This window comes from Clostridium sp. UBA7339 (assembly GCF_002470865.1).
Lineage (GTDB): Bacteria > Bacillota > Clostridia > Clostridiales > Clostridiaceae > Clostridium_J > Clostridium_J sulfidigenes.
Genome location: NZ_DKPI01000003.1, coordinates 496851 through 520858, shown reverse-complemented (window position 1 = coordinate 520858; position 24008 = coordinate 496851). Strand labels below are relative to the sequence as shown.

Sequence of the window (24008 nt, the reverse complement as noted above, 5' to 3'; positions counted from 1 at the left end):
AAATTATTAAAACACTAGTTTGAAATTAGAGAGGAGACGGTCAAGAATGAATATAAAAAATGAGCAAGTTAATCATATTAAATTCGGATCAGGAGTTATAACAGAGGTAGAGGGCGATAAGATATTAGTGCAATTTCAAGATGACCTTGGAGTAAAAGCCTTCGCATATCCAGAAGCATTTAAAATGTTTCTAGAAGCAGCAAATGAGGAAGTTCAGAATAGTATATTAGAAAAATTGTATATAAAGCAAGAGCAGTCAAAAGCTGAACTAGAAGAGAAAAGAAATGAAGAAAAACAGGAAAAAGAAATACTTGAAAAAGCTGCAAAGGAAGAGAAAAAAATATTACTTGCAGAAAAGAGAGCAGCAGCAAAACTTGCAAAAGCAAAAGATGCAAAATAATCAGTAGTTTTTGATAAATATAGAGTCATTGCATAGCCTTATGATTCTAAAGATATAATAAAAACACATTAGCAGAGGCATAAGGCTATTTTATTAGCTATATGTCCCATTCTAATTTTAACATATCTTTAAGTATTTCTACCTTATCAGTTCCAATTTTCTCACATAGTGTTTGCTCTATGGCTGCCTTTTGAGATAAATTTATCTCATAACATTCTTCACCTAAGGGAGTCAACTGCAAACATTTATCCCTATTATTGTTTGTTGAATTTGTAATTTCAATTAAGCCCTTTGCTTCAAGATTTTTTACAAATTTATGAGTTGCCTGTCTAGAGATATCAACATGTTTTGTAACGTAAGATAGAGTTGGTTTTTTATTATATATTCTTGCCATGATATACCATTCAGAGTTTGAAATATGTATATCACTACTATCATTCCATGATTTTTCACATATTCTACGAAGTAGAACGTGACGCTCACTTATTAAATCAATTAAATGTAAGTTTTGTAATTCAGAATTCAATGGCTTCACTCCAATCGTTATCTTTGCTAAAATAATATACAAATAATATACATAATTCATTAAGAATTGTCAATTTAATTGACAATTTGTTTAATTTAATGTACAATGAAATTAGTCAACTTAGTTGACAAAGTACAACAAGGGAGAAATTGAAATGTTTAATATTGGAGAATTAATAATTTATTCGGCCCATGGAATTTGCCGTGTAGATGACATATTTGAACAAATAATAGGGGGTAAAAAAAGAAATTACTATAAATTGCACCCAGTGGACGATAGTTCATTAAGTATAAGTGTCCCAGTTGAGAGTGATAAGGTAGCCATGTTACAGCTTGTAAACAAAGAAGAGGCAGAAGAACTTTTAGAATCCTTTAGGGAACCAGGTGTAGAGTGGATAGAAGCTAGTACTGAAAGAAATCAAGTATATTCTAAGGTTGTAAAGAATGGAGATCGTAAAGAAATCTCTAAGGTAATAAGTACTTTAATGAGAAAAAAGCTTAAAATTGAAGCAGAAGGAAGGAAATTTCATCAGCAAGATATCAAACTTTTATCTAATGTTCAAAGTATATTGTTTACAGAATTGGCATTCAAATTAAACACAACTTTTGAAGTAATAAATAGAAAAGTTGCTAGATTAATTAATGAAAATGACTACTAAATATGCTCATAATAGAAGTGTATGTTAAAGAGGGCTGTTTTACTCAGTAGAAGTTAAAAAAGTGAGACATAATTTAAGCTATAAGGGCTTTTGAAAGGGTAGTTGATAAAAATGAATATAAGTAATGATAGAAGTATGGCCATAGAAACAGTTATGAACCATATAGAAAAACAATTTGGAAAAGGTTCCGTAATGAAGCTTGGAGGAACCTCAACAATGGATATAGAAGCTATCCCAACAGGATGTCTTGCTTTAGATATAGCCCTTGGCGTTGGAGGAGTTCCAAAGGGTAGAATAGTGGAGATATATGGACCAGAATCTTCTGGTAAAACAACAGTAGCACTACATATAGTGGCAGAAGCTCAAAAAAGTGGTGGTGCAGCGGCGTATATCGATGCTGAACATGCTTTGGATCCATCCTATGCAAAAAAACTTGGTGTTAATACTGATGATCTGATTATTTCTCAACCTGATACTGGAGAACAAGGCCTGGAAATAGCTGAAGCGCTTGTAAGATCAAATGCTTTAGATGTCCTTGTGGTTGACTCTGTTGCTGCCCTTGTTCCAAAAGCTGAAATAGAAGGTGACATGGGGGATTCTCATATAGGATTGCAGGCAAGGTTAATGTCACAAGCCTTAAGAAAACTAACTGGATCAATTAATAAATCTAAATGTGTTGTTATATTTATAAACCAACTAAGAGAAAAAATAGGTATTATGTTTGGTAATCCTGAAACAACAACAGGTGGAAGAGCGCTGAAGTTTTATTCATCAGTTAGGCTTGATATAAGGAAAATAGATATTATAAAAGTAGGGGAAGATATTCTTGGAAGTAGAACAAGGATAAAAGTAACCAAAAATAAGGTTGCTCCGCCTTTTAAGCTAGCTGAATTCGATATAATGTACAACGAAGGAATTTCAAAGGAAGGTGCACTTATTGATATAGCAGTTAAGGAAGATATAGTTGAAAAAAGTGGAGCTTGGTTTTCTTATAAAGATGCTAGACTTGGTCAAGGAAGAGAAAATTCTAAGTTATATCTAAAAGAAAATCCTGAAATAGCTCTTGAAATAGAAAATATAATAAGAGAAAAATATAATCTTAAATTAGTAAAACAGACTAAGGAAAATGAATAAATGTTTTAAATATAAAAGAAAGAGAATCATCATATTATGGAGATTCTCTTTCTTTTATTTTCTTTACGATAAGTATATAATGGAATAATAAATAATAATTGGAAAAGCTAAATTTAGATAAACTATGTCTTAAATAATTGGAGGGATAACAATGATTGAGATACCGGAAGCTTTAACACTTGCAGGGCAGATTAACAATACAATTAGGGGAAAGAAGATTGTGAATGTTGTTGCTGCTCATAATCCACATAAGTTTGCGTGGTATCATGGAGATCCACAAAAATACCATGAAATACTTGTAGGAAAGACTATTAATATGGCAACTGCCTACGGAGGTATGGTTGAAATTAGTGCTGATAATACATCAATATTAATTGGTGATGGGGTAGGATTTAGATATAGGCGCAGTGGTGAAAAACGTCCGGTCAAACATCAACTTCTGTTAGAGTTTAATGATTCATCTGAAGTTAGTGCATCAATTCAGATGTATGGAGGAATATGGTGTTTTAATACCAAAGAAGGGTTTCCCAATAATTATTATCAGGTTACAAAGGAAAAACCATCTCCACTTTCTTATGAATTTAATGAAACTTATTTTGATAAACTGATATCCACACAGGATTTACAGAAGCTAAGTATAAAAGCATTTCTTGCTACAGAGCAGCGAATACCTGGCCTTGGAAATGGAGTGCTACAAGATATATTATGGCAGGCTAAAATTTATCCAAAACGAAAAATTAATACATTAAAGGATGAAAATAAGGAAGTTTTATATACTTCCATTAAAACTGTTCTTTCTAAAATGACAGAACTTGGTGGAAGAGATACAGAAAAGGATCTATATGGAAACAATGGTGGATATAAAACTATGATGAGCAAAAATAGTGTAGGCTCTTCTTGTGTTTCTTGTGGTGAAATTATAAAAAAAGAAAATTATTTAGGTGGTAGCATTTATTACTGTGAGAATTGCCAGTTACTTTAACTCAATATGATAAAATTAATAATGTACTTTTATAGTTAGATATAGAAAAAGTATATAAAGGCTAGTATAAAAATTAATAAGGAGTAGAGCTTTTAATTAGATGAGGTTTTACTAAAATATATAAAATGACCTAAAAGAAGCTATAAGAAGAATTATGCTTATGGCTTCTTTTATTAAATTATATTAATAATGGAATTATAATAGTAAATTAGTGCTTGTGCAAAATTGTTGACATGGAAACAAAAAGATGATAGTATTGTTTACAAGGAAACAATATGGAGGTGTTTAAAGTAGATAATATCAATATTATTATGAAAAGTTTTAAAGAAATATATGAAAAGGAAGAGATTTTAGGTAAGTTGGCTTTGGGTAGTGAATATGAAAATTATGGGGTTTCAGAAATACACTGTATAGATTTAATAGGGAAAATAGAAAATCCTAATGTTACTAAAATATCCCAAAGTATGAATATGACAAGAGGTGCTATTAGTAAGATAACTAAAAAGCTTCTTAATAGTAATCTTATTGATAAATATAAAAATCCTAATAATGATAAGGAGATATATTTCAAATTAACGGAGTCAGGTGAAGAGTTATATAAATATCATGAAATAAAGCATAAGCAATGGGAAGCAAGAAATAGGATATTTTTTAAAAATGTAGATAAGAAGGAAGAAAAAATTATAACTAATTTCTTGATTAAATTTAATAGTTATTTAGACGAACTAATAGAAACAGAAGGAGAAATATAATATGAATTTACACTTAACAGATTTTAACATTCCGGCAGAAATATTAAAGTGGGGAGACTCACAGCCGACACACCAAAGGCAACATATAGGAACTCATATAGATTGCTACAATCTATCCAATATAGAATTACCACCACAAATAGATGTTAAGGTAATAGATGCTAGGAAAATAGATATTATAGACGTTAACATATTAGAAAACTTATCAATTAAAGCAGGTTCTTTTGTAATATTTAGAACGGGTTACTTAGAAACCTATGGATATGGAAGTGATGAGTATTTTAATTCTAAGCCTAGTCCATATTTAACTAATGAGCTTATAGATAGATTATTAGACTGTAATGTAAAATTAATAGGCATTGATCTAAGTGGAATACAACATGGAAAAGATCACGTAGCAATAGATAAATATGTTGAAAATAAAGGATCCTATGTTATAGAAAATATATGTAATTTACATAAGGTTACTACAGAATTCAAGGCGAATTTAAAATGGATTCAACTAGAAGGTGCTACAGCAATAAAAGTTGAGATTGAAACTATATAAATTTATATATTATAAAGTAAAGATTAAAATTCAGAGAAAGATTAAACTTCCTCTGGATTTTATTTTTGATATTTATGTAAAAAACTATTGACAAGAATATTTGCAAGTTGTATTATTGTATTAAGATGTTAGTACAACAACACAATAATACAAGAGAGGTGATTAGATGGCATGGGAATTTAAGGACCAAAGGCCTATATATATTCAATTAATTGAGCAGATTAAACTAAAGATAATTTCAGGAGAATACAAGCCAGGACAAAAGTTTCCAACGGTAAGAGAGCTTGCTGAAGAGGCATCAGTTAATCCTAATACTATACAAAAGGCTTTAGCAGAGTTAGAACGGTCAGGGTTTGTTTATAGTCAAAGGACTAGTGGAAGATTTATCACGGAGGATATAGATATGATAAAAGAGATTAAACTGGATATAGCTAAAGACCAAGCAGTAAATTTTCTTAAGAGTATGAAAAGTTTAGGACTTAGTAATGAGGATATCATGGAATTTCTAGGGAAAATGGCAAAGGAGATGAAGTAATGGGTGAACCAATTTTTCAGTGTAAGGAATTAGTTAAAAAATATGACAATAAAGAAGCACTTAAAGGTATTAATTTAACTTTAGAAAAAGGTAAAATAGTTGGACTTTTAGGTCCTAATGGTAGTGGTAAAACGACTTTAATAAAGCTAGCTAATGGGTTGTTAAAGCCAACGTCGGGAGAAGTAAAGATAGCGGGACTTCCTCAGGGCATAGAAACTCAAAAAATAGTTTCTTACCTCCCTGAAAGAACCTATCTTAATGATTGGATGAAGGTATCTGATATTATAAATTTTTTCAAAGACTTCTATGAGGATTTTGATGAAAAGAGAGCCTATGATATGCTAAGCAAGTTAAATATTGAATCAAATGTTAAGCTTAAGACCTTATCAAAAGGAACAAAAGAAAAGGTTCAACTTATTTTAGTTATGAGTAGGCAAGCAGAGTTATACTTTTTAGATGAGCCTATTGCAGGGGTAGACCCAGCAGCAAGGGACTATATTTTAAATACTATAATAAGCAATTATAACGAAAATGCAACTGTAGTAATTTCAACTCATCTAATAGCAGATATAGAGAAAGTTCTCGATGATGTTGTTTTTATATCAAATGGAGAAATAATGCTACAAAAAAGTGTAGATGAAATAAGAGAAAGTAGCGGAAAGACAGTAGATGAATTATTTAGGGAGGTATTTAGATGCTAAGAAAATTAATAAAATATGAATTTAAGGCTACAGGCAGAATAATGCTACCTCTTTATGGAGCTTTGCTTGGATTTTCAATTATTAATAAGATATTTATTGGAACTAATATGGCTGAGGTAAATATGGATTTTTTAGGTGGAATTCCTGCCATTATAACAATGATAGGATATTTCGTAACTATGGTGGCAGTTTTTGTGGGAACACTTTTTATAACTGTACAAAGATTTTATAAAAACCTATTTGGTGATGAAGGATATTTAATGAATACTATCCCAGTAAAAAGTTCTCAAAATATAGTTAATAAATTAGTAGTATCTATGGTATGGACTATAATAAGTGGTTTCATAGCTGCAACATCTATATTTGTAATGGCCTATGAACCAGGGGTATTAAAAGAAGCAATTAGAGAATTTAAAAATATTTACTCTGAAATTGGATTAAATATTTTCGGTATAATAGAATTTACAATATTTGGAATTGTATCTTTAGCTCATCAAATTATGATGCTTTATGCATCACTTTCTATAGGTCAGTTGTTTAAATCAAAAAAATTATTAGGAGGATTTGCTGGATTTATGATATTAAGTATTGCTCAACAATCAATAATAGGAATAGGTATGACTATATTAGTTGCAAGTGATAGTTTTATTTATCTATCTGCACACTATGCAATACTTTGTGGAATTATAGTTTGTTTAATTTTCTTCACAATTTTATTCTGTATAACTAACTACATTATGAAGAATAAACTTAATCTAGAATAATAAAAAAATTTAAAGCGTCAGTTTTAGTAATAAACTTAAACTGGCGCATATTTTTATGTATATACAAATAATTCATTTACCGCATCTATGCGTTCTTTTAGTATGGTTTCCTAATTATGGTCATTGGGTAGTTTATTATAATGGAAAATTTTACGATCCAGAATTCGGCCTTATGGATGAATGTGCTCCAAATGGAAGAATAGGAGCATATCTTTCAGTTTATTTAGATGAAAGGAATGAAAATGAATAAATTCTTAAAACTGCTTAACTATGATACAGAACTATAATCTAATGAACAATAGTAAGAGTATTGGTAGTATCTAATAAATTATAACAATCAGTATTGACTCTAACCAAAGGTTAGGATTTAAAATAATATTGAAAGGGGTGTGAATCTTGAAGATTGGTGAGTTTGCTAAAAGATCAGGGGTAACTGTAAAAACATTGCTTCATTATGATAAGATTGGGCTGTTACAGCCATCTTTAAAAACGCAAGCTGGTTATAGAATTTATTGTGATGAAGATTTCATCAAGCTACAACAGATTATTACTCTTAAGTTTATTGGGTTGCCACTTGAAGAAATAAAACAACTTATAAATGAAAAGAATCAAAATATAGAGAATATAATAAGTGTTCAAACAAGAGCATTAGAGGAAAAGAAGAAACATATTGAGACAGTTATTACTGCTCTAAATAAAGCCGAAAAGCAAATACAAAATAATAGTTTTTTGGAAGTTCAACAACTTATTGATATTATCAAGATAACGAATATGGAAACAAGAGCAAAACAAAGATTCAATGACGCAAGTAAACAATATGTTACGGACAGCTATCACTGGAGGTCTAAAACTGCAGAACTAATAAATGAATTGATTAAACCTAACATAAATGATATTGTACTTGATTTAGGGTGTGGAACTGGAAAGCAAATTATTGAGATATCACGAAAAATAAAATTAGCAATTGGTGTAGATATTAGTGATGGAATGCTTAAACAAGCTAAAGAAAATATAGAAAATGAAAGAGCACATAATATTGAACTATATATAGGAACATTTGAAGAGCCTGAATTAAGTGTAGATTTACGAAAAAAATGTATTACAAAAATTATTTCTAATTATGCATTACATCATCTAACTACAATATATAAGCAAAAAGTAATAGAAAAAATGATTAATATAGGTGGAGAAAATTTGCAAAGTATTATTATTGGTGATTTAATGTTTTTTGAAAATCCTAATGATTATAAGGATGAATTTTCCTTAGTAGGATATGGACCAGAAGTAGATTTTCCATCCAGCGTGGAAGAGTTAAAAAATTGCTTTTTAAATTTTGATTTTACTGTTGAAGTACACAGATTGCATCCACTTGTAGGAGTTGTGGTTGCTAATAGAAATAAAGTGGATAATCTGTAATAATAAATAAGTTCTTATAATACGCAACAGCTATAAATCAAATAATTTCTTTAACTACTGTACATGCAGAAATAAATATTCGGTATTCTTATTAGAAGTAGTTTAAGACTATATCTAAAATCCAAATTTTAAGCCAATTAATAAAAATCCAACGGTTTAACCGGTGGATTTTTTACGCTATTCAATATTATGTTAAAACATTTAGTTAAAATTCTAATGAAGCTATTCATTTTAAAAACCAATTTTACATCTGAAAAAAATTATACTTTTAGCTAGTTCAAATATATACATAGGAATATATTAAGCTATTTATATAGATAACTATTAAACTATAAATATATGAACCTATTTAACTATTTAACTATTTAACTATTTGTTGTAGCCATGCGGGTTTCAGGGGTTTTCCTATTTTGAAAGTTAGATTAAGTATACCTAAATAAAAAGATGTGACAATGGAGTAAAAATGTGATTCAATATAGGAATCATATTTTAAAATATAATTGTTTAAGCATTAGATTTTATGTTAAAGTCTTAGTAACATGATTAATTTAGAAATTATTTACTAAGGGGACATAAATAAAGAGGTGAGCGTGATATTATGAAAAGTCAATGGGAAGAAAAATGGGTAGAAGATATTGAGTTTTTGAGGGAAAATCTCATAGAAAAGCATAAAAATTTATTTTTTAATATAAGTAGGGAAGAGTTTGATAGTAGGATAGATAAATTAAAGTCAATGATAGGTGACTTTGATTATGAAGAGATGAAGGTAGAGATTTCAAGGGTGGTTGCCTCGATTGGAGATGCCCATACATCAGTTGCATTTCCTGCTAATAAGTATTTGCCTATTATGTTTTATTGGTTTGAGGATGGGATTTATATTATAAGAACTAGTGAAGCTTATAAGAACTTATTATTTAAGAAAGTTATAGCAATTGAGGATGTTAGCATGGATAAAATTCTTCATGAACTTTCAGAAATCATATCTTTTGAAAATGAATATTTTTTTAAGGCTCAGAGTATGAAGTATATGCAGGTTGCAGAAGTTTTATATGGATTATTGATATCAGATTCTGTGGATAATATAAAAATAACAACAGAACACAATACAGTTAAAGTTAAAACAGTTAATATTAATGAATTAAAATACTTAGATAGTCAATTACCTTTATATGCAAGAAGACCTAATGAAAATTTGTGGTATGAATATTTAGAAGATAAAGAGGAACTTTACATAAAGTATAATTATTGCAGGGAAGACGGAAATAAAACAATTAGCACAAAAATAACAGAGATTATAGACTATATAGAGAAAAATTCTATTGATAAAATCACTATAGATTTAAGAAATAATCTTGGTGGTGATTCTAGATTATTAGGATCGTTATTATGCTATATAAAGAATAATCCTAGAATTAACAATAAGGAAAGGCTAAAAATAATAATAGGAAGAGAGACTTTTTCCTCAGGATTACTTAATGCTTATGAATTCAAATTTGAGACAAACTGTGTTATTTGGGGTGAACCTTCAGGAGGAAAACCTAATTGTTATGGGGAGATATTAAGATTTGTTTTACCAAATAGTAAATTTAGTGTTAGCTACTCAACTCGATATTATAAATTGATAGATGATGATAGTATCATGTCTCTATATCCAGATAAGACCTTACATGAAAAAATTGAGGATTATATAAATTTGAGAGAGATATAAATGAATAAATAAGATATACTATTTAAAAAATGAAGAGGGCGTGTTTAGTTATCGTAGTGAAGTAATGTTAATGAAAAAAAGCCTTTACCATTGAAATTTATCCGGGCTGTTTCTTTATAAAGAGTTTAATGAAAAAATAAGAGGTTCGAAAGTATGAAAAGAAAAAAGTTATTAGAGAATATTAATATACAAATAAAGAATGGAAATCATATTATTGGTGTAGCAACAGGTACAGGAATGACAGCAAAATATGCTGAAAAGGGTGGAGCTGATTTTATTTTAGTGCTAAATTCGGGTAGATTTCGGCAAATGGGGAGAAGTTCATTGGCAGGTTATTTACCATTTTGCAATAGCAATGATATGGTAATGGACTTTGCTTCAAAAGAGATAATACCATTGGTAAAAGATATGCCTATTATATTTGGATTCAATGCAACGGACCCTCTAAAGAATATGGAAAGTTATATAGATAAAATAAAGAATATGGGATTTTCAGGTATTAATAACTATCCTACAGTTGGACTTATAGACAGTCAGTTCGGTGAAGCTCTTGAAGAAGAAGGATGTAACTATTTAATTGAAGTAGAAGCAATAAGAATAGCCCATGAAAAAGACATGTTTACAGTTGCCTTTGTATTTAATGAATTACAAGCGGAGCAGATGATTATTGCAGGTGCTGACGTTATTTGCGTACATTTAGGTCTAACAGGAGGAGGATTGTTGGGAGCAAAAAAAGTCTTCTCACTAGAAGCTGCAAAGGTTAAAGCAGAAAAGATATTTAATAGATGTAATGAGTTAAAGCCACAGGTTATTAAATTAATATATGGTGGACCTGTAAAAACACCAATTGATGTTCAGTACATGTATAGTAATATTGAAGACTTAATGGGATATATAGGGGGATCAACATTTGAAAGAATTCCATCGGAGAAGTTCATTACAAACATAACAAAGGCTTTTAAAGTTTCAACTCAGTTAGATGAAGATGATTTAATGATTAAAATGTTAGATGGCATTACAAAGCACTATAATTATGTTGAATTTGTAAAAGAGTACGTTGCCCAAAATTATATGAATGATATTTCATTTCTAGATTTAGCCAAAGTAGCTCATATATCTAGAGGATACTTAAGCAGTTTATTTAAAAAAGAAGTTGGTTGTAGTTTTCCAGAGTATCTAGTTAAATTTCGTGTAAATAAAGCAGCAGAAATTATAAACAAAGAGAATATCCAATTGTCAGACTTAGCATCATTAGTTGGTTATAAAGATTATGTGCAGTTTAGCAAAATGTTTAAAAAGTATAAGGGATGTTCACCAAAACAATATAAATTTAGAAATATGACATAAACACAAAAATATAGTACATAGCAACGTTTACATAAAGAGATGAAAAAAGTATGATTAACTTATAAATATCATACGTTTTATAAGACGATTATCTTAGTCATTTATCTAATATTGTACAGACTAGATAAAAGAAAATTTATGTAGGGAGATTAAAGAAATGAAGACAATCGCTATTGCAGGAACATTTGACACTAAAGGCACTGAATATTTATACGTAAAAGAACTAATTGAAGGTTTGGGTTTATGTACTTTTACCATTCATACCGGTGTATTTGAGCCAGCTTTTGAACCAGATGTATCAAACAATGAAGTTGCAAAGGCAGCAGGCTCAGACATAGAAACTCTAGTTTCCAAAAAAGATAGGGCATTAGCAACAGAAGTATTATCAAAAGGCATGGAGAAGTTATTACCTGAATTATATAAACAGGGTAAGTTTGATGGTATTATATCCTTTGGTGGAACTGGAGGAACTTCATTGGTAACTCCAGCTATGAGGGCACTGCCTATAGGTGTGCCAAAGGTTATGGTTTCAACGGTTGCTTCAGGCAATACTGAACCTTATGTAGGTACCAGCGATATTATTATGATGCCTTCTGTGGTGGATGTTGCAGGTCTTAACTCGATTTCAACAAGGATCTTTACAAATGCAGTATTTGCAATTGCAGGTATGCTTAAGTTTGAAAATACAAAAGTCGTAGAGAAAAAGCCATTAGTTGCTGCAACTATGTTCGGCGTAACAACTCCATGTATAACAGCTGCAAGGGAATACCTTGAAAAGAGAGGTTATGAAGTTCTTGTATTTCATGCAACAGGTGTAGGTGGACGTTCAATGGAAGCACTTATCCATGGAGGCTTTATTGAAGGCGTATTAGACCTTACTACCACAGAATGGGCAGATGAAGTTATCGGTGGTGTTTTAAATGCAGGACCTCATCGTTTAGAGGCAGCAGGCAAAAATCAAATACCACAGGTTGTATCAGTAGGTGCCATTGATATGTGTAATTTTGGACCATATGAAACAGTTCCTGAGAAGTTTATAACACGTAACTTATATAAACATAACCCTTCAGTAACGCTTATGAGAACAAACAAAGAGGAAAATGAAGCAATTGGTATGAGACTAGTTGAAAAATTAAATCTAGCTAAAGGAAAAACAGCTTTATTCATACCTCTAAAAGGAGTATCTGCTATTGATGTAGAAGGTCAGCCTTTTTACGGTCCAGAAGAGGATGAAGTATTATTTAATATATTAAAAAATGGTGTAAACAGAAATGTTGTAGAAGTAGTAGAAATGAATTGCGCTATTAACGAAGTAGAGTTTGCAGAAGCAGCAGCACAAAAATTAATAGATATGATGAAAAAATAGTGAATAATAAATTTAAATAATAGAAGGAGGCTTTATTGATGAATACAATGACAAGAAACGAAATTATGACAAAGTTCAAAGAACAGGTTAAAAATGGGCAAACATTATTAGGTGTAGGAGCTGGTACAGGTATTACGGCTAAATTCAGTGAAGCTGGTGGAACAGATATGCTTATAGTTTACAATTCAGGCAGATACAGAATGGCAGGAAGAGGTTCTCTCGCAGGATTACTATCCTATGGAGATGCTAATCAGATTGTAGTTGAAATGGGAGCAGAAGTACTTCCGGTTGTAAAAAATACTCCAGTTCTTGCTGGTGTTTGTGGAACTGACCCATTCAGAGTAATGGAGATTTTTCTTAAGCAATTAAAAGCACAAGGTTTTGCAGGGGTTCAAAACTTCCCTACAGTAGGGTTAATTGATGGTGTATTTAGACAGAACCTAGAAGAGACTGGAATGGGTTATGATTTAGAAGTTGAAATGATAAGAAAAGCACATGAACTGGATATGCTTACAACTCCTTATGTATTTGACCCTGATCAAGCAAGAGCAATGGCAGAAGCTGGTGCTGATATATTAGTTGCACACATGGGATTGACTACAAAAGGTACAATAGGAGCACAAACAGCACTTACACTTGATGACTGTGTAGAGAGAATTGAAGCTATTATTAAAGCGGGAAGAGAAGTTAACCCTGATATTATGGTAATCTGTCATGGCGGACCTATTGCGGAGCCAGAAGATGCTGCATATGTAATAGAAAAAACAGAAGGAATTGACGGTTTCTTTGGTGCTTCAAGCATTGAAAGGTTTGCAGCGGAAAAAGGTATAAAATCACAAACAGAAGCGTTTAAAGCAATAAGTAAATAATAAATATAACATCACATCCACCACCTGTAATGGCTTAAATAGTTATTTATAGGTGGTGGTACTTTTTGCTGAGAGATGTTAACTTCTATTTATATTAGTAAAATTATTTTAAAGTAAGTGTATAGTAAATTTGATCTACAAAATGTATTGTTTACCTCAAATAAGTATGCTAAAATGTTATATATTGGTAAAAATCAAAAATGTGGAGGGTAGAGATGATGTATAAAATTTATAAAATTGACTCCAATAATTTGACAGCAGATGAAGTTGAAAACTTATATTTAATCAATAAGAATATAACAAAAAAATATAATTTTTTAGACCCATATAAAAGTAATGATGACTATAAAGCTCTATATTTATCGTCTTTTAATGGAAGTGATAATGAGCTATTTGTACTTGAAAAGAATTCTTTAATTTGTGGAATGATTAATTGTGGTAAGGCTGCTGACTGTAATGGAAATGAACAATATAAATTAAACATCACTTTATGCGATTTATCAATTGATGAACTTATGATTAAGGCTATAAATCAATTGGTTCAAGAGAAACTAGCTCAACATGGTGAAATTGTAATGGTTACATATAATTATGAATTAAATGAATTAATGAATCAATACAATAATAAGGTAAGCTTAAGGGCTAATTATTACACTTTAAAAAGAGAAGACATTGATATAGACATGCTTAATAAATTCATGAAAGAATTGGAAGCAAAAAATTCAGATCTTTCTATTAAATATACTGATATCATCTCAGAGAGCTATATCAAACAATATTGTGATTTGTTTACAGAAACTATGAAAGATATGCCGGATGTTATGGAAGAGGGGTATGTACAGTTTATTATAAATCCTGAAAAACAAAGGCAAATTAATGAGTCTAATAAGAAAAGAAATATAACTCATAATTGTTATATGATTTTTAACTCAAATAATGAAATGATTGCTAAATCAAATGTATCTGTCAATAATAACGACCCTGGTTTTCCTTACCAATTTATGATTGGAGTTAAAAGATCCTATAGGGGAAGGAATTTAGGAAAATGGCTTTATGCATCTATGTATAAGAGATTATTCGAGACTGTTAATTTTGACAGGGTGATTGTATGTCATCATCCTGCAAACAAACATGCAATTAATGTTAGTGAATGGGTTGGATATAAATTCAACTATTTAATGACAGCTCATATTTTATATAAATAACAAATATTTCACTATTATGATAGCCATCAGTTTACTAAACTGATGGCTACTATTCTTAAACCTATTGCCACAATCTCAAAGTACCTAGATTATTCATCCCAGAAATATTTTTCACGTGCATTTGTAACTTTTTATGGTATTTCACCCTATGAATATAGAAAAAAATAGTTGCCAATTTCAAAATAATAGTTGATAAAATACATTAATAAAATCCTCCGAAGTAATGCTAAGAGTTTTTGTTTTGTGCTCAAATAGTTGATAGAGTCATCAAAAGTTAAAAATTTTATAAGTAAATAGGTATTTTACAATATGTAAATAAAATAAAAAGCTGAACAAATAGAAACAAAATACAATAAAGTTAAGCAAAATACAACAAAATACTTTACAAGTGCAAAGAGAACTATTATAATTTAATCATAAACTAATTTTGAAAGGGTAGATTTTTATGGAAAATCAATTTTATACAATAGATAAAATCGCAGAAATATTAGGTATGCATCACAAAACTATAAGAAAATTTATAACAGAAGGGAAGCTTGGAGCAAATAAAGTTGGAAAGCAATGGAGAATTTCAGGTCATGATTTAAGTGTTTTTATGGAAAAAAATAATGTTAGTATTAATAATAAAAAGATTAGTGAAGAGTCAAATATTGATTTTGTTACTAATGGAGAAGTGAAAGATACTATAAAGCAAAAGGTAAATGTATCTACTGTTGTGGATATTAATGATGTAGATAAAGAAGAATATTTTAGAATATCAAATACTCTTATAGCACTAATGAATTGTAAAGATTCCGGAATGGAAAAATCAACAATTAATATGAAATATGATGAAAAAGTAAACAGACTAAGGGTTTTGTTATGGGGAAATGTAAGCTTTATTGAAGGTATGCTAAGTTCAATTTCTATGCTTGTGGAACAAACCAATTTATAAGGAGAGTGAATACTTTGAATTACAGAGTAGTAAACAAAAATAACAATAAATATATTGAATTTATTTCTGATTTGAGGAAACTTTCTTCAGAGCAAGATGTGCTAGATTACATATCTAAATGTATGGAAAATGACATTTATACAATAATACTGCATTCTAATGTATTATCTGAAGACTTCTTTAATCTTAAAACTGGACTCGCAGGCATGGCATTGCAAAAATTTATAAACTACAATGTAAAAGTCGCTGTTATTATTGAAGATGAAGAAAAGCTTAATGAGCGATTTAAAGAAATGATTATGGAAGCTAACAAAGGAAATCATTTCAGAACATTTAAGAATATTGCAGATGCTGAAATTTGGATTTCGAAATTATAATATAACAATGGCATGTATGTAAGTTATAACTCATATGGTTGTCATTACAAAGAGGTCTATTAGGGAGAAATATTTTTCAATAGGAGAGATATCTAAACTATCTATTATGAAAATACACATTATTTTCAGACTGTAATAAGATGTAATCTTATTACAGTTTTTTGCTTTAAAAAATTATGGTAGTCTTTTCTCTAACTATTTAATGTGCCAATATTAATGCTCTATCACACTTTTTTCAAAAGTTTGTTGCGGTGGAGGAATTATTTGATATAATAAGTAGAATAATAGATTAGGAGTGGTTTTATGCAAGTGTATTTTGATAATAGTGCCACCACTGAGCCTTATGATGAGGTAATAGATGCTGTGGTACATACAATGAAAAATAATTTTGGAAATCCTTCATCCGCTCATGGTTTAGGCCTTAAGGCAGAAATAGCTCTTAATGAATCAAGAGATAAAATAGCTAAGACTATCAATTGTACCAAGGATGAAATAATATTTACTTCTGGTGGAAGTGAAAGCAATAATTTTTTAGTAAAAGGTTTTACTGGGGTAGGTGCGCACATAATAACTAGTGAAATTGAACATCCTAGCGTACTTAATACCTTCAGGGATTTGGAGGCAGCAGGGGCTAAGGTTACTTATTTAAAGGTTGATAATAAGGGTCGTATATCTCTAGAAGAATTAAAAAACAGCATAAATAGTGACACTAGATTAGTGAGCATAATCCATGTTAATAATGAGCTGGGAGTTGTACAGGATATAGAAGCTATAGGGACATTAATAAAAGGAAAAAGTCCTAGAGTTAAGTTCCATGTAGATGCGGTCCAAAGCTATGGAAAGTTTAAAATAGATGTAAAAAGAGCTCAAATAGATTTGTTATCCGTCAGTGGACATAAAATTCATGGTCCTAGAGGAGTTGGTTTTTCTTACATAAAAAAAGGATTTAATCCTAAGGCTTTAATAAGCGGTGGTGGACAGGAGAGAAACTTTAGATCAGGCACAGAAAATTTACCAGGTATTATAGGCTTTGTAAAGGCTTCAGATATTATATATAATAATGTTCAACTTAATTATTCAAAGGTAAGTGAGCTTAAAGAATATTTTATAGAAAGACTTAGAGATATAAAAGATATAGTGATAAACAGTCCTTGTGAGGATTGCTTCAGTCCTTATATTTTAAGTGTTTCATTTAAAGGTGTAAGAGGCGAAGTACTACTACATCTTTTAGAGGAAAAGGGAATATATGTATCTACTGGTTCTGCCTGTTCCGCAAAGAAACAAGGAGATAGCCATGTGCTTAAAGCTATAGGCCTTAATACTCAGGAAACAAAGGGAACCATAAGGTTTAGCTTTAATGAGTTTAATACAAAAGAAGAAGTAGATTACACTATAGAAGTACTAGAAAAAAGTTTGAAATTTTTAAGGAGAAAATAATATGAGAAAACTATTACTTATTAAATATGCATCGGAAATTTTTTTAAAGGGATTAAATAGAAGAATCTTTGAAAAAAAGCTCATGAAGAATATAGATTCAGTACTTAAGGGATGTAGCTATGAATTTATAAGCGATCAAGGAAGGTGGTTCCTCTATAGTGAAGATTTGGAGGAGGTAATGTCAAAAGTAAAAAGGGTTTTTGGCGTTTCTGAAGTTTGTTTAGTTACTGAAGTAGAACCTACCATGGAAGCTATCAGTGCTCAAGCGGTTGTGGAAGCTGAGGATTTTGGAGAAACTACCTTCAAGGTTCAAAGTAATCGAGCAAATAAAGCCTTCCCTCTAAATTCTATGGAGATGAGTCGTGAAATTGGTGCTGTAGTATTAAACGCTGTAGAAGGATTAAGGGTAGATGTTCATAAACCACAAAGAATAATAAATGTGGAAGTAAGAAAAAGGGCATATGTATATTCTAAAAGGGTAAAAGCTGTTGGAGGAATGCCTTACGGCACAAATGGTAGTACTATGCTTATGCTTTCTGGTGGTATAGATTCTCCTGTTGCTGGATATTTGATGGCAAGACGTGGGGTAGAATTAAACGCTATTTATTTCCACAGCCATCCTTACACTAGTGAAAGAGCTAAAGAAAAGGTAAAGGACTTGGCAAGATTACTAAAGGGCTACACTGGGAAAATCAATCTTTACGTGGCACCTTTCACTGATATTCAAATGGATATAATAGAAAAATGCCCTGAGAATGAGCTTACTATAATAATGAGAAAATTTATGATGAGAGTTGCCTGTGCTGTAGCGGAAAAATATAATATAAACTCTGTAACCACCGGGGAAAGTATAGGCCAGGTAGCAAGTCAAACTATGGAGGGACTAATGGTCAGCAATGACGTGGCAGATAGGCCAGTGTTTAGACCTCTTATCGCCATGGATAAAATAGATATCATGGATATATCTAGAGATATTGGAACCTATGAAACATCTATACTTCCTTATGAAGACTGCTGTACAATATTTGTACCAAAGCATCCAAAAATAAAACCTAGAGTGGACTTAATAAGAAATTCTGAAAGTATACTGGATATAAATAGACTTGTTCAAGAATGTATAGATAATATGGAGATATACAACGATCTTTAATAATTGATGCCTAAATAAATAAAAGGATGCAGTAATTCTAAACTGCATCTTTTTTTAGATGAAAATTTGGCTAAACATAGTCAAATGTTGTTATATAATTAGAAATATCAAAACACATATGGAATGCTGTTGCTGCAAGTTTAATAAAATATCTATTATATAGTAATATTTCTATCCCAATGTCTATGAGCTGAAATATCAGTTATGAATTTATTTGTAAACTTATCCTTAGAATCCCCAACTGTAACTCCAGGTTGATCTTTCATCTCTGGCTTTAATAGCATAGTCATTGATTGTGAAACTAAAATTGGCTTGAAATGCTTATAGGTTTCTTCGATAAACATCTTAGTGCGCATTTTGAAGTCAGGGTCAACATTGCCTGAGCCAAGAACGCAGATAGCATCAAACAGTACGGGGTCTGCAGATAGCAAGGAATGTTTAGGTAGCTGACTTGTGCCATCAGAACCCTTTATTGGGCTTAAGTTACAACCTATTATTTCTGGCATAGTTTTTGCTGCGTTTAAAGCTTTTATCATTGTGTTAAATTCATCTGAATTATATCCTTCTGATAATATTATTCCAACTTTTAATGTATCCGATTTTTTAATAGTATTTTCTTGACTCAGTGCTGGTGATACTTTGTTATATTTTGATGCTTCACCTTTAGGAAGGTTAGCTCCGAGATATTGTGCTACTTGAGTCATCATGTTAATATTTACATTACCAAACATATCAATTATTTGTTGCCTAATATCTTTATTGTTTACCTTAGAAAGTTCAAATTTAAATGCATCAATGATATGCTTTTTCTCCACATCACTCATGCTATTATAAAACATTGCTGCTTGAGAAAAATGATCTTCAAAACTTTTACTTCGTGAGCGAACTATATTTCCTTCTACCTTTTCTTGGTAATTAGCAAAACCACCTTGGTCTTCACCTAGGGTTTTAGGAGTGTTGTTAGATAATGAATTATTATGGTAGCTCACATTAGTAGTATTTATTGTCTGCCTTGAATGTCCATCTCTTTGATTATTATGGACGGTGACTACAGGTCTGTTTATAGGAATCTCATGGAAGTTAGGTCCACCTAGTCTTGTAAGTTGAGTATCTGTATATGAGAATAACCTACCTTGGAGTAGTGGATCATTTGTAAAATCAATTCCTGGAACTAAATGACCGGGGTGAAATGCCACTTGTTCAACTTCTGCAAAGAAATTATCTACATTTTTATTTAAGGTTATTTTTCCTATAATCTTTACTGGAATATCCTCTTCTGGCCAAATTTTTGTAGGATCCAGTATGTCAAAATCTAAACTGAATTCTTTATCTTCTGGCAATAATTGTACACCTACTTCATATTCCGGATAATTGCCTGTATTGATAGCTTCTTGCAAGTCCTTTCTATTGAAATCTGGATCCTTTCCAGCTATTTTTTGAGTTTCATCCCAAACTAAAGAATGGACTCCAAGGGCAGGTTTAAAATGCACTTTAAAGAAAGTAGATTTACCACTTTCATTAATAAATCTAAAGGTATGTATGCCAAAGCCTTCCATCATACGGTAACTTTTCGGAATTGCTCTATCGGACATAGCCCACATAACAGTATGAGCAGATTCCTGATTATTTGCAACAAAGTCCCAAAAGGTATCGTGAGCACTAGAGGCTTGAGGAACTTCCGTATCTGGCTCAGGTTTCACTGCATGAACAAAATCAGGGAATTTAATTGCATCTTGAATAAAGAAAACAGGAATATTATTTGCAACTATATCATAATTGCCTTCTTGAGTATAAAACTTTACTGCAAAACCTCTTATATCTCTAACTGTATCTGCAGAGCCTCTAAATCCAGCTACTGTAGAGAATCTTACAAATATAGGAGTTTTTATAGAAGGATCTTGTAAAAATCCTGCTTTAGTATATTCCTTCATTGATTCATATAATTGAAATTCTCCGTGTGCTCCAGTACCTCGTGCATGGACAACTCTTTCTGGAATCCTTTCATGGTCAAAATGAGTAATTTTTTCTCTGAAATGGAAATCTTCCATTAAAGTTGGCCCTCTATCCCCAGCCTTTAATGAAAACTCATCCTGTGACATTGTAAGACCTTGATTTGTAGTAAGATTTTTTCCTTGGTTATCCACTTTAAATTCATCTAGTTGTTTCTCTTTTGCATTTTTTATCTGGTTATTTTCATTGTTGTTTTGATTTCCCATGGTATTCTCCTTTCAAAGTATCAACTTTAAAGTTAAAAATGTTGTTTACTATAATATTGTCAACTAAAAAGTATTTATACTACTAAGTGATAACTAAGTTTTATTATATTGAATTTGTGCATTATGATATGTTTTTTAAACAGAGTTTTAATAAAAGGTTTTGATTACCTTATAAGTTAATTGTTGTGTAATAGCTGGTGTAAGAATGTTATAATATATTTAGTAAATATTTTTCATGCTGAAGGGCAGGGTGTCTATGGGAAATACTAAGGATTTTGATAAGGTTTATAAATATTATGATAAGTTTATGGCTACTTTTAACTTATATAAGATTAAAGATATAGAAGATGCAGCCGGTATTAATGAGGATGAAGTGGTTGTAGATATAGGGGGAGGCACTGGCTTTTTGGCTAATCATATTTGTAATAGCTGTAACACTGTATATGTCATTGATGAAAGTGAGAAGATGCTTTCAAGAGTAGAGGAAAGAGGTAATGTTAAAGTTATAAAAGGTAATGCTTTAAGTACGCCATTTCACAGCGGTTCTATAGATACAGTTATAATGAGTGATGTTTTTCATCATATCAAAGAACAAGAGGAGCTCATTGCTGAAATAAGTAGGATACTAAAGGATAGTGGAAAAATAGTTATTATGGATTTCCATAAAAATCATATAAGAACCAGGTTGTTAAGATTATTTGAATTTATTCTCTTTGGAAGATTGTTTTTTGGAACTAAAGATGAAATTAAGGTTTTGCTTGAAGAACATTTTCATATAAGTAAAGTTTATGATAAGGGCTATTATTTTATATTTGTAGGTGAGAAAATATGATAAATAAAATGGTATTTTACTTAAAGGTTGGCTATAAACTCTTTAAAAAAGAAGTTGTAAGCAAAGAAGATTATAGAGCAGAGTATGATAAAGTTTCTGATACCTATAATCATTGGCTCGAAGAAATGGGAACACATTCTGATAATATTATTCATTCAAAGTATATAGATCCAAATAAGGAATTGAAAATACTAGATTTTGCTTGTGGAACAGGATATATAACTAAGGGTCTTTTAGATAAATCTGAAAAATATAAAATCACAGCTGTAGACCAATCAAGTAAAATGCTTGAGAAGTTAAACGCTGTTAATAAGGATAAGGTTACTATTATTAATAGTGATGGTATTGAATTTTTGAAAAAATCTAATGAAAAATTTGATGTGATATTTTTTGGTTGGGCACTTTCTTATTTCAATCATCATGAATTATTTAAGCTCTTTAATAATGCTTTAAAACCCCAGGGTATATTAGCTATAATTACAAATGTTCATGGAACTTTAGATAAGATAGAAGAAATATTTCTAGAAGTAATGAGAGAGAAGGAAAAGGAAGTAATTAAACCTATGGATATAAGATTAAATTTACCAAAGGGGAAGAAAGGCTTAGTTAAATGGTGCAGGCAGTACAATTTTAAGGTTTTAGAAGTAGATGAAGGTGAAGTGTTTTTTAGATTTAAGGAGCCAGAGGAACTTATGGAGTGGTTAAATATAACTGGTGCATTGGCAGGCACTAAGAAGATCTTTAATGATTATAATGAAGTTGAACCTCTTATAGTGGAAAAAATAAAGAAAGAGAAATATAAAAATGAAGATTATGAAATAAATCATAAATTTGCCTATGGGGTATTTAGAAAGGAATAGAAATGGATGAGCATAAATAATTTAAAAATCATGTCTCAAATGGCTATTGATAAAAATGTTATAAGGAGTATATTTGACATTTACAATATTCTAAGGGAAGATAAGCAGTTTAATCTATTAAAATATATAAAAATGATGAGAAGTTTTATAAAGGGTGAAAAACTAGTGAAGCATGAGGACAAGTATATACTGAGTACATTTTTACCACCCTTTCCATCTAAGTCCTTTGTACAAAATGTACTAGCAGTTGATGGGTCTAAAAACATATTTACAAAGCAAATCTATGCAGAGAGAACTGCACCTATTTCTATGTATTTATGTATAACACATAAATGTCCTAATAATTGTGTTTATTGTAGTGCAAAAAGTAGACAATTAGGAGAAGAGTTAACAAAGGAACAATGGATTAAGGTTATACAGGAGCTTCAAGAAATGTGCACTCCTATTATTGGAATTACAGGAGGAGAGCCCATGGCACGTGAAGATATATTTGATATAGTAAGAAGTATAGATAATAGAAGTACATCTATTTTATTTACCAGTGGTTTTAATCTAAGCTATGAAAAAGCAAAAAAGTTAAAGGATAGTGGTCTATTTGGCATTGGAATAAGTTTAGATTCTTATGAAAAAGATGTACACAATAAAAATAGAAATAATGAAAATGCCTTTGATTATGCTATTGAAGCTCTTAGAAATGCAAATAAAGCAGGATTATATGTAATGGCACAAACCGTTATATTGAAAGAAAATCTTGATGAGGAAGAGTTATTTAAGTTATTCAAATTTGCTAAGGATAATGGGGCCCATGAAGTTAAGATACTTGAACCTATCCTAAGTGGCAATCTTTTAACAGAAAAACAATTAAGTAGTGTAATGTATAGTGAAAGTGATAGAGAAAAGCTTATAAAATTGCAACATAAGGCAAATAAAAGAAGTGATTTACCTAAGATAAGTACCTTTGCTTATACAGAAAGTGAATTAAAATTTGGTTGTGGAGCAGGAAATCAACATTCCTATATAAGTGCTTCGGGAGAATTATATCCCTGTGATTTTGTGCCTATGAACTTTGGAAATGTAAAAAAAGAATCTGTAAAAAAACTATGGATTGAAATGAAAAATCATATAGGCAAGCCTAAAATTGGATGCTTTGCTCAAAAAGTAAATAGGGAAGTATTTAAGCAATCAGAAGGGATACTTCCACTTAATAAGGAAAAGGCAATAAATATCTGTAATAAGAATAAAAGTAATAGATATCCTAAATATTATAGGGATTTACAATAAGGAAATTAAAG

At 30.6% G+C, this 24008-nt stretch carries 26 protein-coding genes; 24 read left to right on the top strand and 2 right to left on the bottom strand.

Features of this window, described 5'->3' with window-relative positions; genetic code table 11:
• Positions 1-46 precede the first annotated feature (46 nt).
• Complete coding sequence (locus tag B2S02_RS02910; RefSeq protein ID WP_346846663.1) at positions 47-400, top strand: hypothetical protein; 354 nt, start codon at positions 47-49, stop codon at positions 398-400.
• Between the two features lie 97 nt (positions 401-497).
• Here the strand turns inward: B2S02_RS02910 and B2S02_RS02905 are convergent, their stop codons facing one another.
• Positions 498-926, bottom strand: coding sequence for a MarR family winged helix-turn-helix transcriptional regulator (locus tag B2S02_RS02905; RefSeq protein ID WP_346846664.1), 429 nt, complete (start codon positions 924-926; stop codon positions 498-500).
• Between the two features lie 154 nt (positions 927-1080).
• Between B2S02_RS02905 and B2S02_RS02900 the strand changes: the two genes are divergently transcribed.
• The 20 genes from B2S02_RS02900 to thiI all read left to right on the top strand — a co-directional run bounded on the left by B2S02_RS02900 (position 1081) and on the right by thiI (position 18808).
• On the top strand, positions 1081-1584 hold the full coding sequence (locus B2S02_RS02900) for a CarD family transcriptional regulator (protein ID WP_346876882.1): 504 nt from the start codon (positions 1081-1083) through the stop codon (positions 1582-1584).
• 111 nt (positions 1585-1695) lie between these two features.
• The gene (gene recA / locus B2S02_RS02895) at positions 1696-2718 is read left to right on the top strand and encodes a recombinase RecA (protein ID WP_346920269.1); all 1023 of its coding nucleotides are present in this window, start codon (positions 1696-1698) and stop codon (positions 2716-2718) included.
• A gap of 151 nt (positions 2719-2869) precedes the next feature.
• Positions 2870-3700 carry an endonuclease VIII gene (locus B2S02_RS02890; protein WP_346920268.1) on the top strand — a complete coding sequence of 277 codons (831 nt, stop codon included), beginning with the start codon at positions 2870-2872 and terminating at the stop codon, positions 3698-3700.
• 281 nt (positions 3701-3981) lie between these two features.
• Complete coding sequence (locus tag B2S02_RS02885; RefSeq protein ID WP_346877184.1) at positions 3982-4452, top strand: MarR family transcriptional regulator; 471 nt, start codon at positions 3982-3984, stop codon at positions 4450-4452.
• 1 nt (position 4453) lies between these two features.
• Entirely contained in the window at positions 4454-4999 is a 546-nt protein-coding gene (locus tag B2S02_RS02880; RefSeq protein ID WP_346920267.1) for a cyclase family protein, read from the top strand.
• A 166-nt stretch (positions 5000-5165) separates the two neighbouring features.
• A complete protein-coding gene (locus tag B2S02_RS02875) occupies positions 5166-5534 on the top strand; it encodes a GntR family transcriptional regulator (RefSeq protein ID WP_035135482.1) in 369 nt (122 codons plus the stop codon).
• The gene (locus tag B2S02_RS02870) at positions 5534-6235 is read left to right on the top strand and encodes an ABC transporter ATP-binding protein (protein ID WP_035135480.1); all 702 of its coding nucleotides are present in this window, start codon (positions 5534-5536) and stop codon (positions 6233-6235) included. Before B2S02_RS02875 ends, B2S02_RS02870 begins: the two co-directional genes overlap by 1 nt.
• On the top strand, positions 6229-6999 hold the full coding sequence (locus B2S02_RS02865) for an ABC transporter permease (RefSeq protein WP_346846670.1): 771 nt from the start codon (positions 6229-6231) through the stop codon (positions 6997-6999). The genes B2S02_RS02870 and B2S02_RS02865 overlap by 7 nt, the downstream gene beginning before the upstream one ends.
• A gap of 55 nt (positions 7000-7054) precedes the next feature.
• Positions 7055-7249 carry a hypothetical protein gene (locus B2S02_RS02860; protein WP_346846671.1) on the top strand — a complete coding sequence of 65 codons (195 nt, stop codon included), beginning with the start codon at positions 7055-7057 and terminating at the stop codon, positions 7247-7249.
• A gap of 146 nt (positions 7250-7395) precedes the next feature.
• Positions 7396-8415, top strand: coding sequence for a MerR family transcriptional regulator (locus tag B2S02_RS02855; RefSeq protein ID WP_346879153.1), 1020 nt, complete (start codon positions 7396-7398; stop codon positions 8413-8415).
• Between the two features lie 598 nt (positions 8416-9013).
• On the top strand, positions 9014-10123 hold the full coding sequence (locus tag B2S02_RS02850; protein ID WP_346879152.1) for a peptidase S41: 1110 nt from the start codon (positions 9014-9016) through the stop codon (positions 10121-10123).
• A 153-nt stretch (positions 10124-10276) separates the two neighbouring features.
• The gene (locus B2S02_RS02845; RefSeq protein ID WP_346920266.1) at positions 10277-11470 is read left to right on the top strand and encodes a phosphoenolpyruvate hydrolase family protein; all 1194 of its coding nucleotides are present in this window, start codon (positions 10277-10279) and stop codon (positions 11468-11470) included.
• A 157-nt stretch (positions 11471-11627) separates the two neighbouring features.
• Positions 11628-12836 (top strand): Tm-1-like ATP-binding domain-containing protein, encoded by a 1209-nt coding sequence (locus tag B2S02_RS02840; protein ID WP_346846675.1) that lies wholly within the window; start codon positions 11628-11630, stop codon positions 12834-12836.
• A gap of 38 nt (positions 12837-12874) precedes the next feature.
• Positions 12875-13705: a phosphoenolpyruvate hydrolase family protein gene (locus B2S02_RS02835; RefSeq protein WP_346920265.1), complete on the top strand. Its 831-nt coding sequence runs from the start codon at positions 12875-12877 to the stop codon at positions 13703-13705.
• A 215-nt stretch (positions 13706-13920) separates the two neighbouring features.
• The gene (locus B2S02_RS02830) at positions 13921-14910 is read left to right on the top strand and encodes a GNAT family N-acetyltransferase (protein WP_346876876.1); all 990 of its coding nucleotides are present in this window, start codon (positions 13921-13923) and stop codon (positions 14908-14910) included.
• Between the two features lie 42 nt (positions 14911-14952).
• Complete coding sequence (locus tag B2S02_RS18230) at positions 14953-15078, top strand: hypothetical protein (protein WP_414632272.1); 126 nt, start codon at positions 14953-14955, stop codon at positions 15076-15078.
• A 277-nt stretch (positions 15079-15355) separates the two neighbouring features.
• A complete protein-coding gene (locus B2S02_RS02825) occupies positions 15356-15844 on the top strand; it encodes a helix-turn-helix domain-containing protein (RefSeq protein ID WP_346846678.1) in 489 nt (162 codons plus the stop codon).
• A gap of 14 nt (positions 15845-15858) precedes the next feature.
• Complete coding sequence (locus tag B2S02_RS02820; RefSeq protein WP_346876875.1) at positions 15859-16221, top strand: DUF4180 domain-containing protein; 363 nt, start codon at positions 15859-15861, stop codon at positions 16219-16221.
• A 303-nt stretch (positions 16222-16524) separates the two neighbouring features.
• Positions 16525-17658: a cysteine desulfurase family protein gene (locus B2S02_RS02815; RefSeq protein ID WP_346920264.1), complete on the top strand. Its 1134-nt coding sequence runs from the start codon at positions 16525-16527 to the stop codon at positions 17656-17658.
• Between the two features lies 1 nt (position 17659).
• Positions 17660-18808, top strand: coding sequence for a tRNA uracil 4-sulfurtransferase ThiI (thiI, locus tag B2S02_RS02810; RefSeq protein WP_346920263.1), 1149 nt, complete (start codon positions 17660-17662; stop codon positions 18806-18808).
• A gap of 155 nt (positions 18809-18963) precedes the next feature.
• Here thiI and B2S02_RS02805 read toward each other — a convergent pair whose 3' ends face one another.
• Positions 18964-21024, bottom strand: a complete 2061-nt coding sequence (locus tag B2S02_RS02805) for a catalase (protein WP_346846682.1) — start codon at positions 21022-21024, stop codon at positions 18964-18966.
• 256 nt (positions 21025-21280) lie between these two features.
• Between B2S02_RS02805 and B2S02_RS02800 the strand changes: the two genes are divergently transcribed.
• Genes B2S02_RS02800 through B2S02_RS02790 form a run of 3 tightly spaced genes read left to right on the top strand, consistent with a single transcriptional unit; the run spans position 21281 to position 23997 of the window.
• Positions 21281-21856: a class I SAM-dependent methyltransferase gene (locus B2S02_RS02800; protein ID WP_346920262.1), complete on the top strand. Its 576-nt coding sequence runs from the start codon at positions 21281-21283 to the stop codon at positions 21854-21856.
• Positions 21853-22716 carry a methyltransferase domain-containing protein gene (locus tag B2S02_RS02795; protein WP_346846684.1) on the top strand — a complete coding sequence of 288 codons (864 nt, stop codon included), beginning with the start codon at positions 21853-21855 and terminating at the stop codon, positions 22714-22716. The genes B2S02_RS02800 and B2S02_RS02795 overlap by 4 nt, the downstream gene beginning before the upstream one ends.
• Positions 22717-22755: 39 nt before the next feature.
• Complete coding sequence (locus B2S02_RS02790; protein ID WP_346890651.1) at positions 22756-23997, top strand: radical SAM protein; 1242 nt, start codon at positions 22756-22758, stop codon at positions 23995-23997.
• Positions 23998-24008 lie beyond the last annotated feature (11 nt).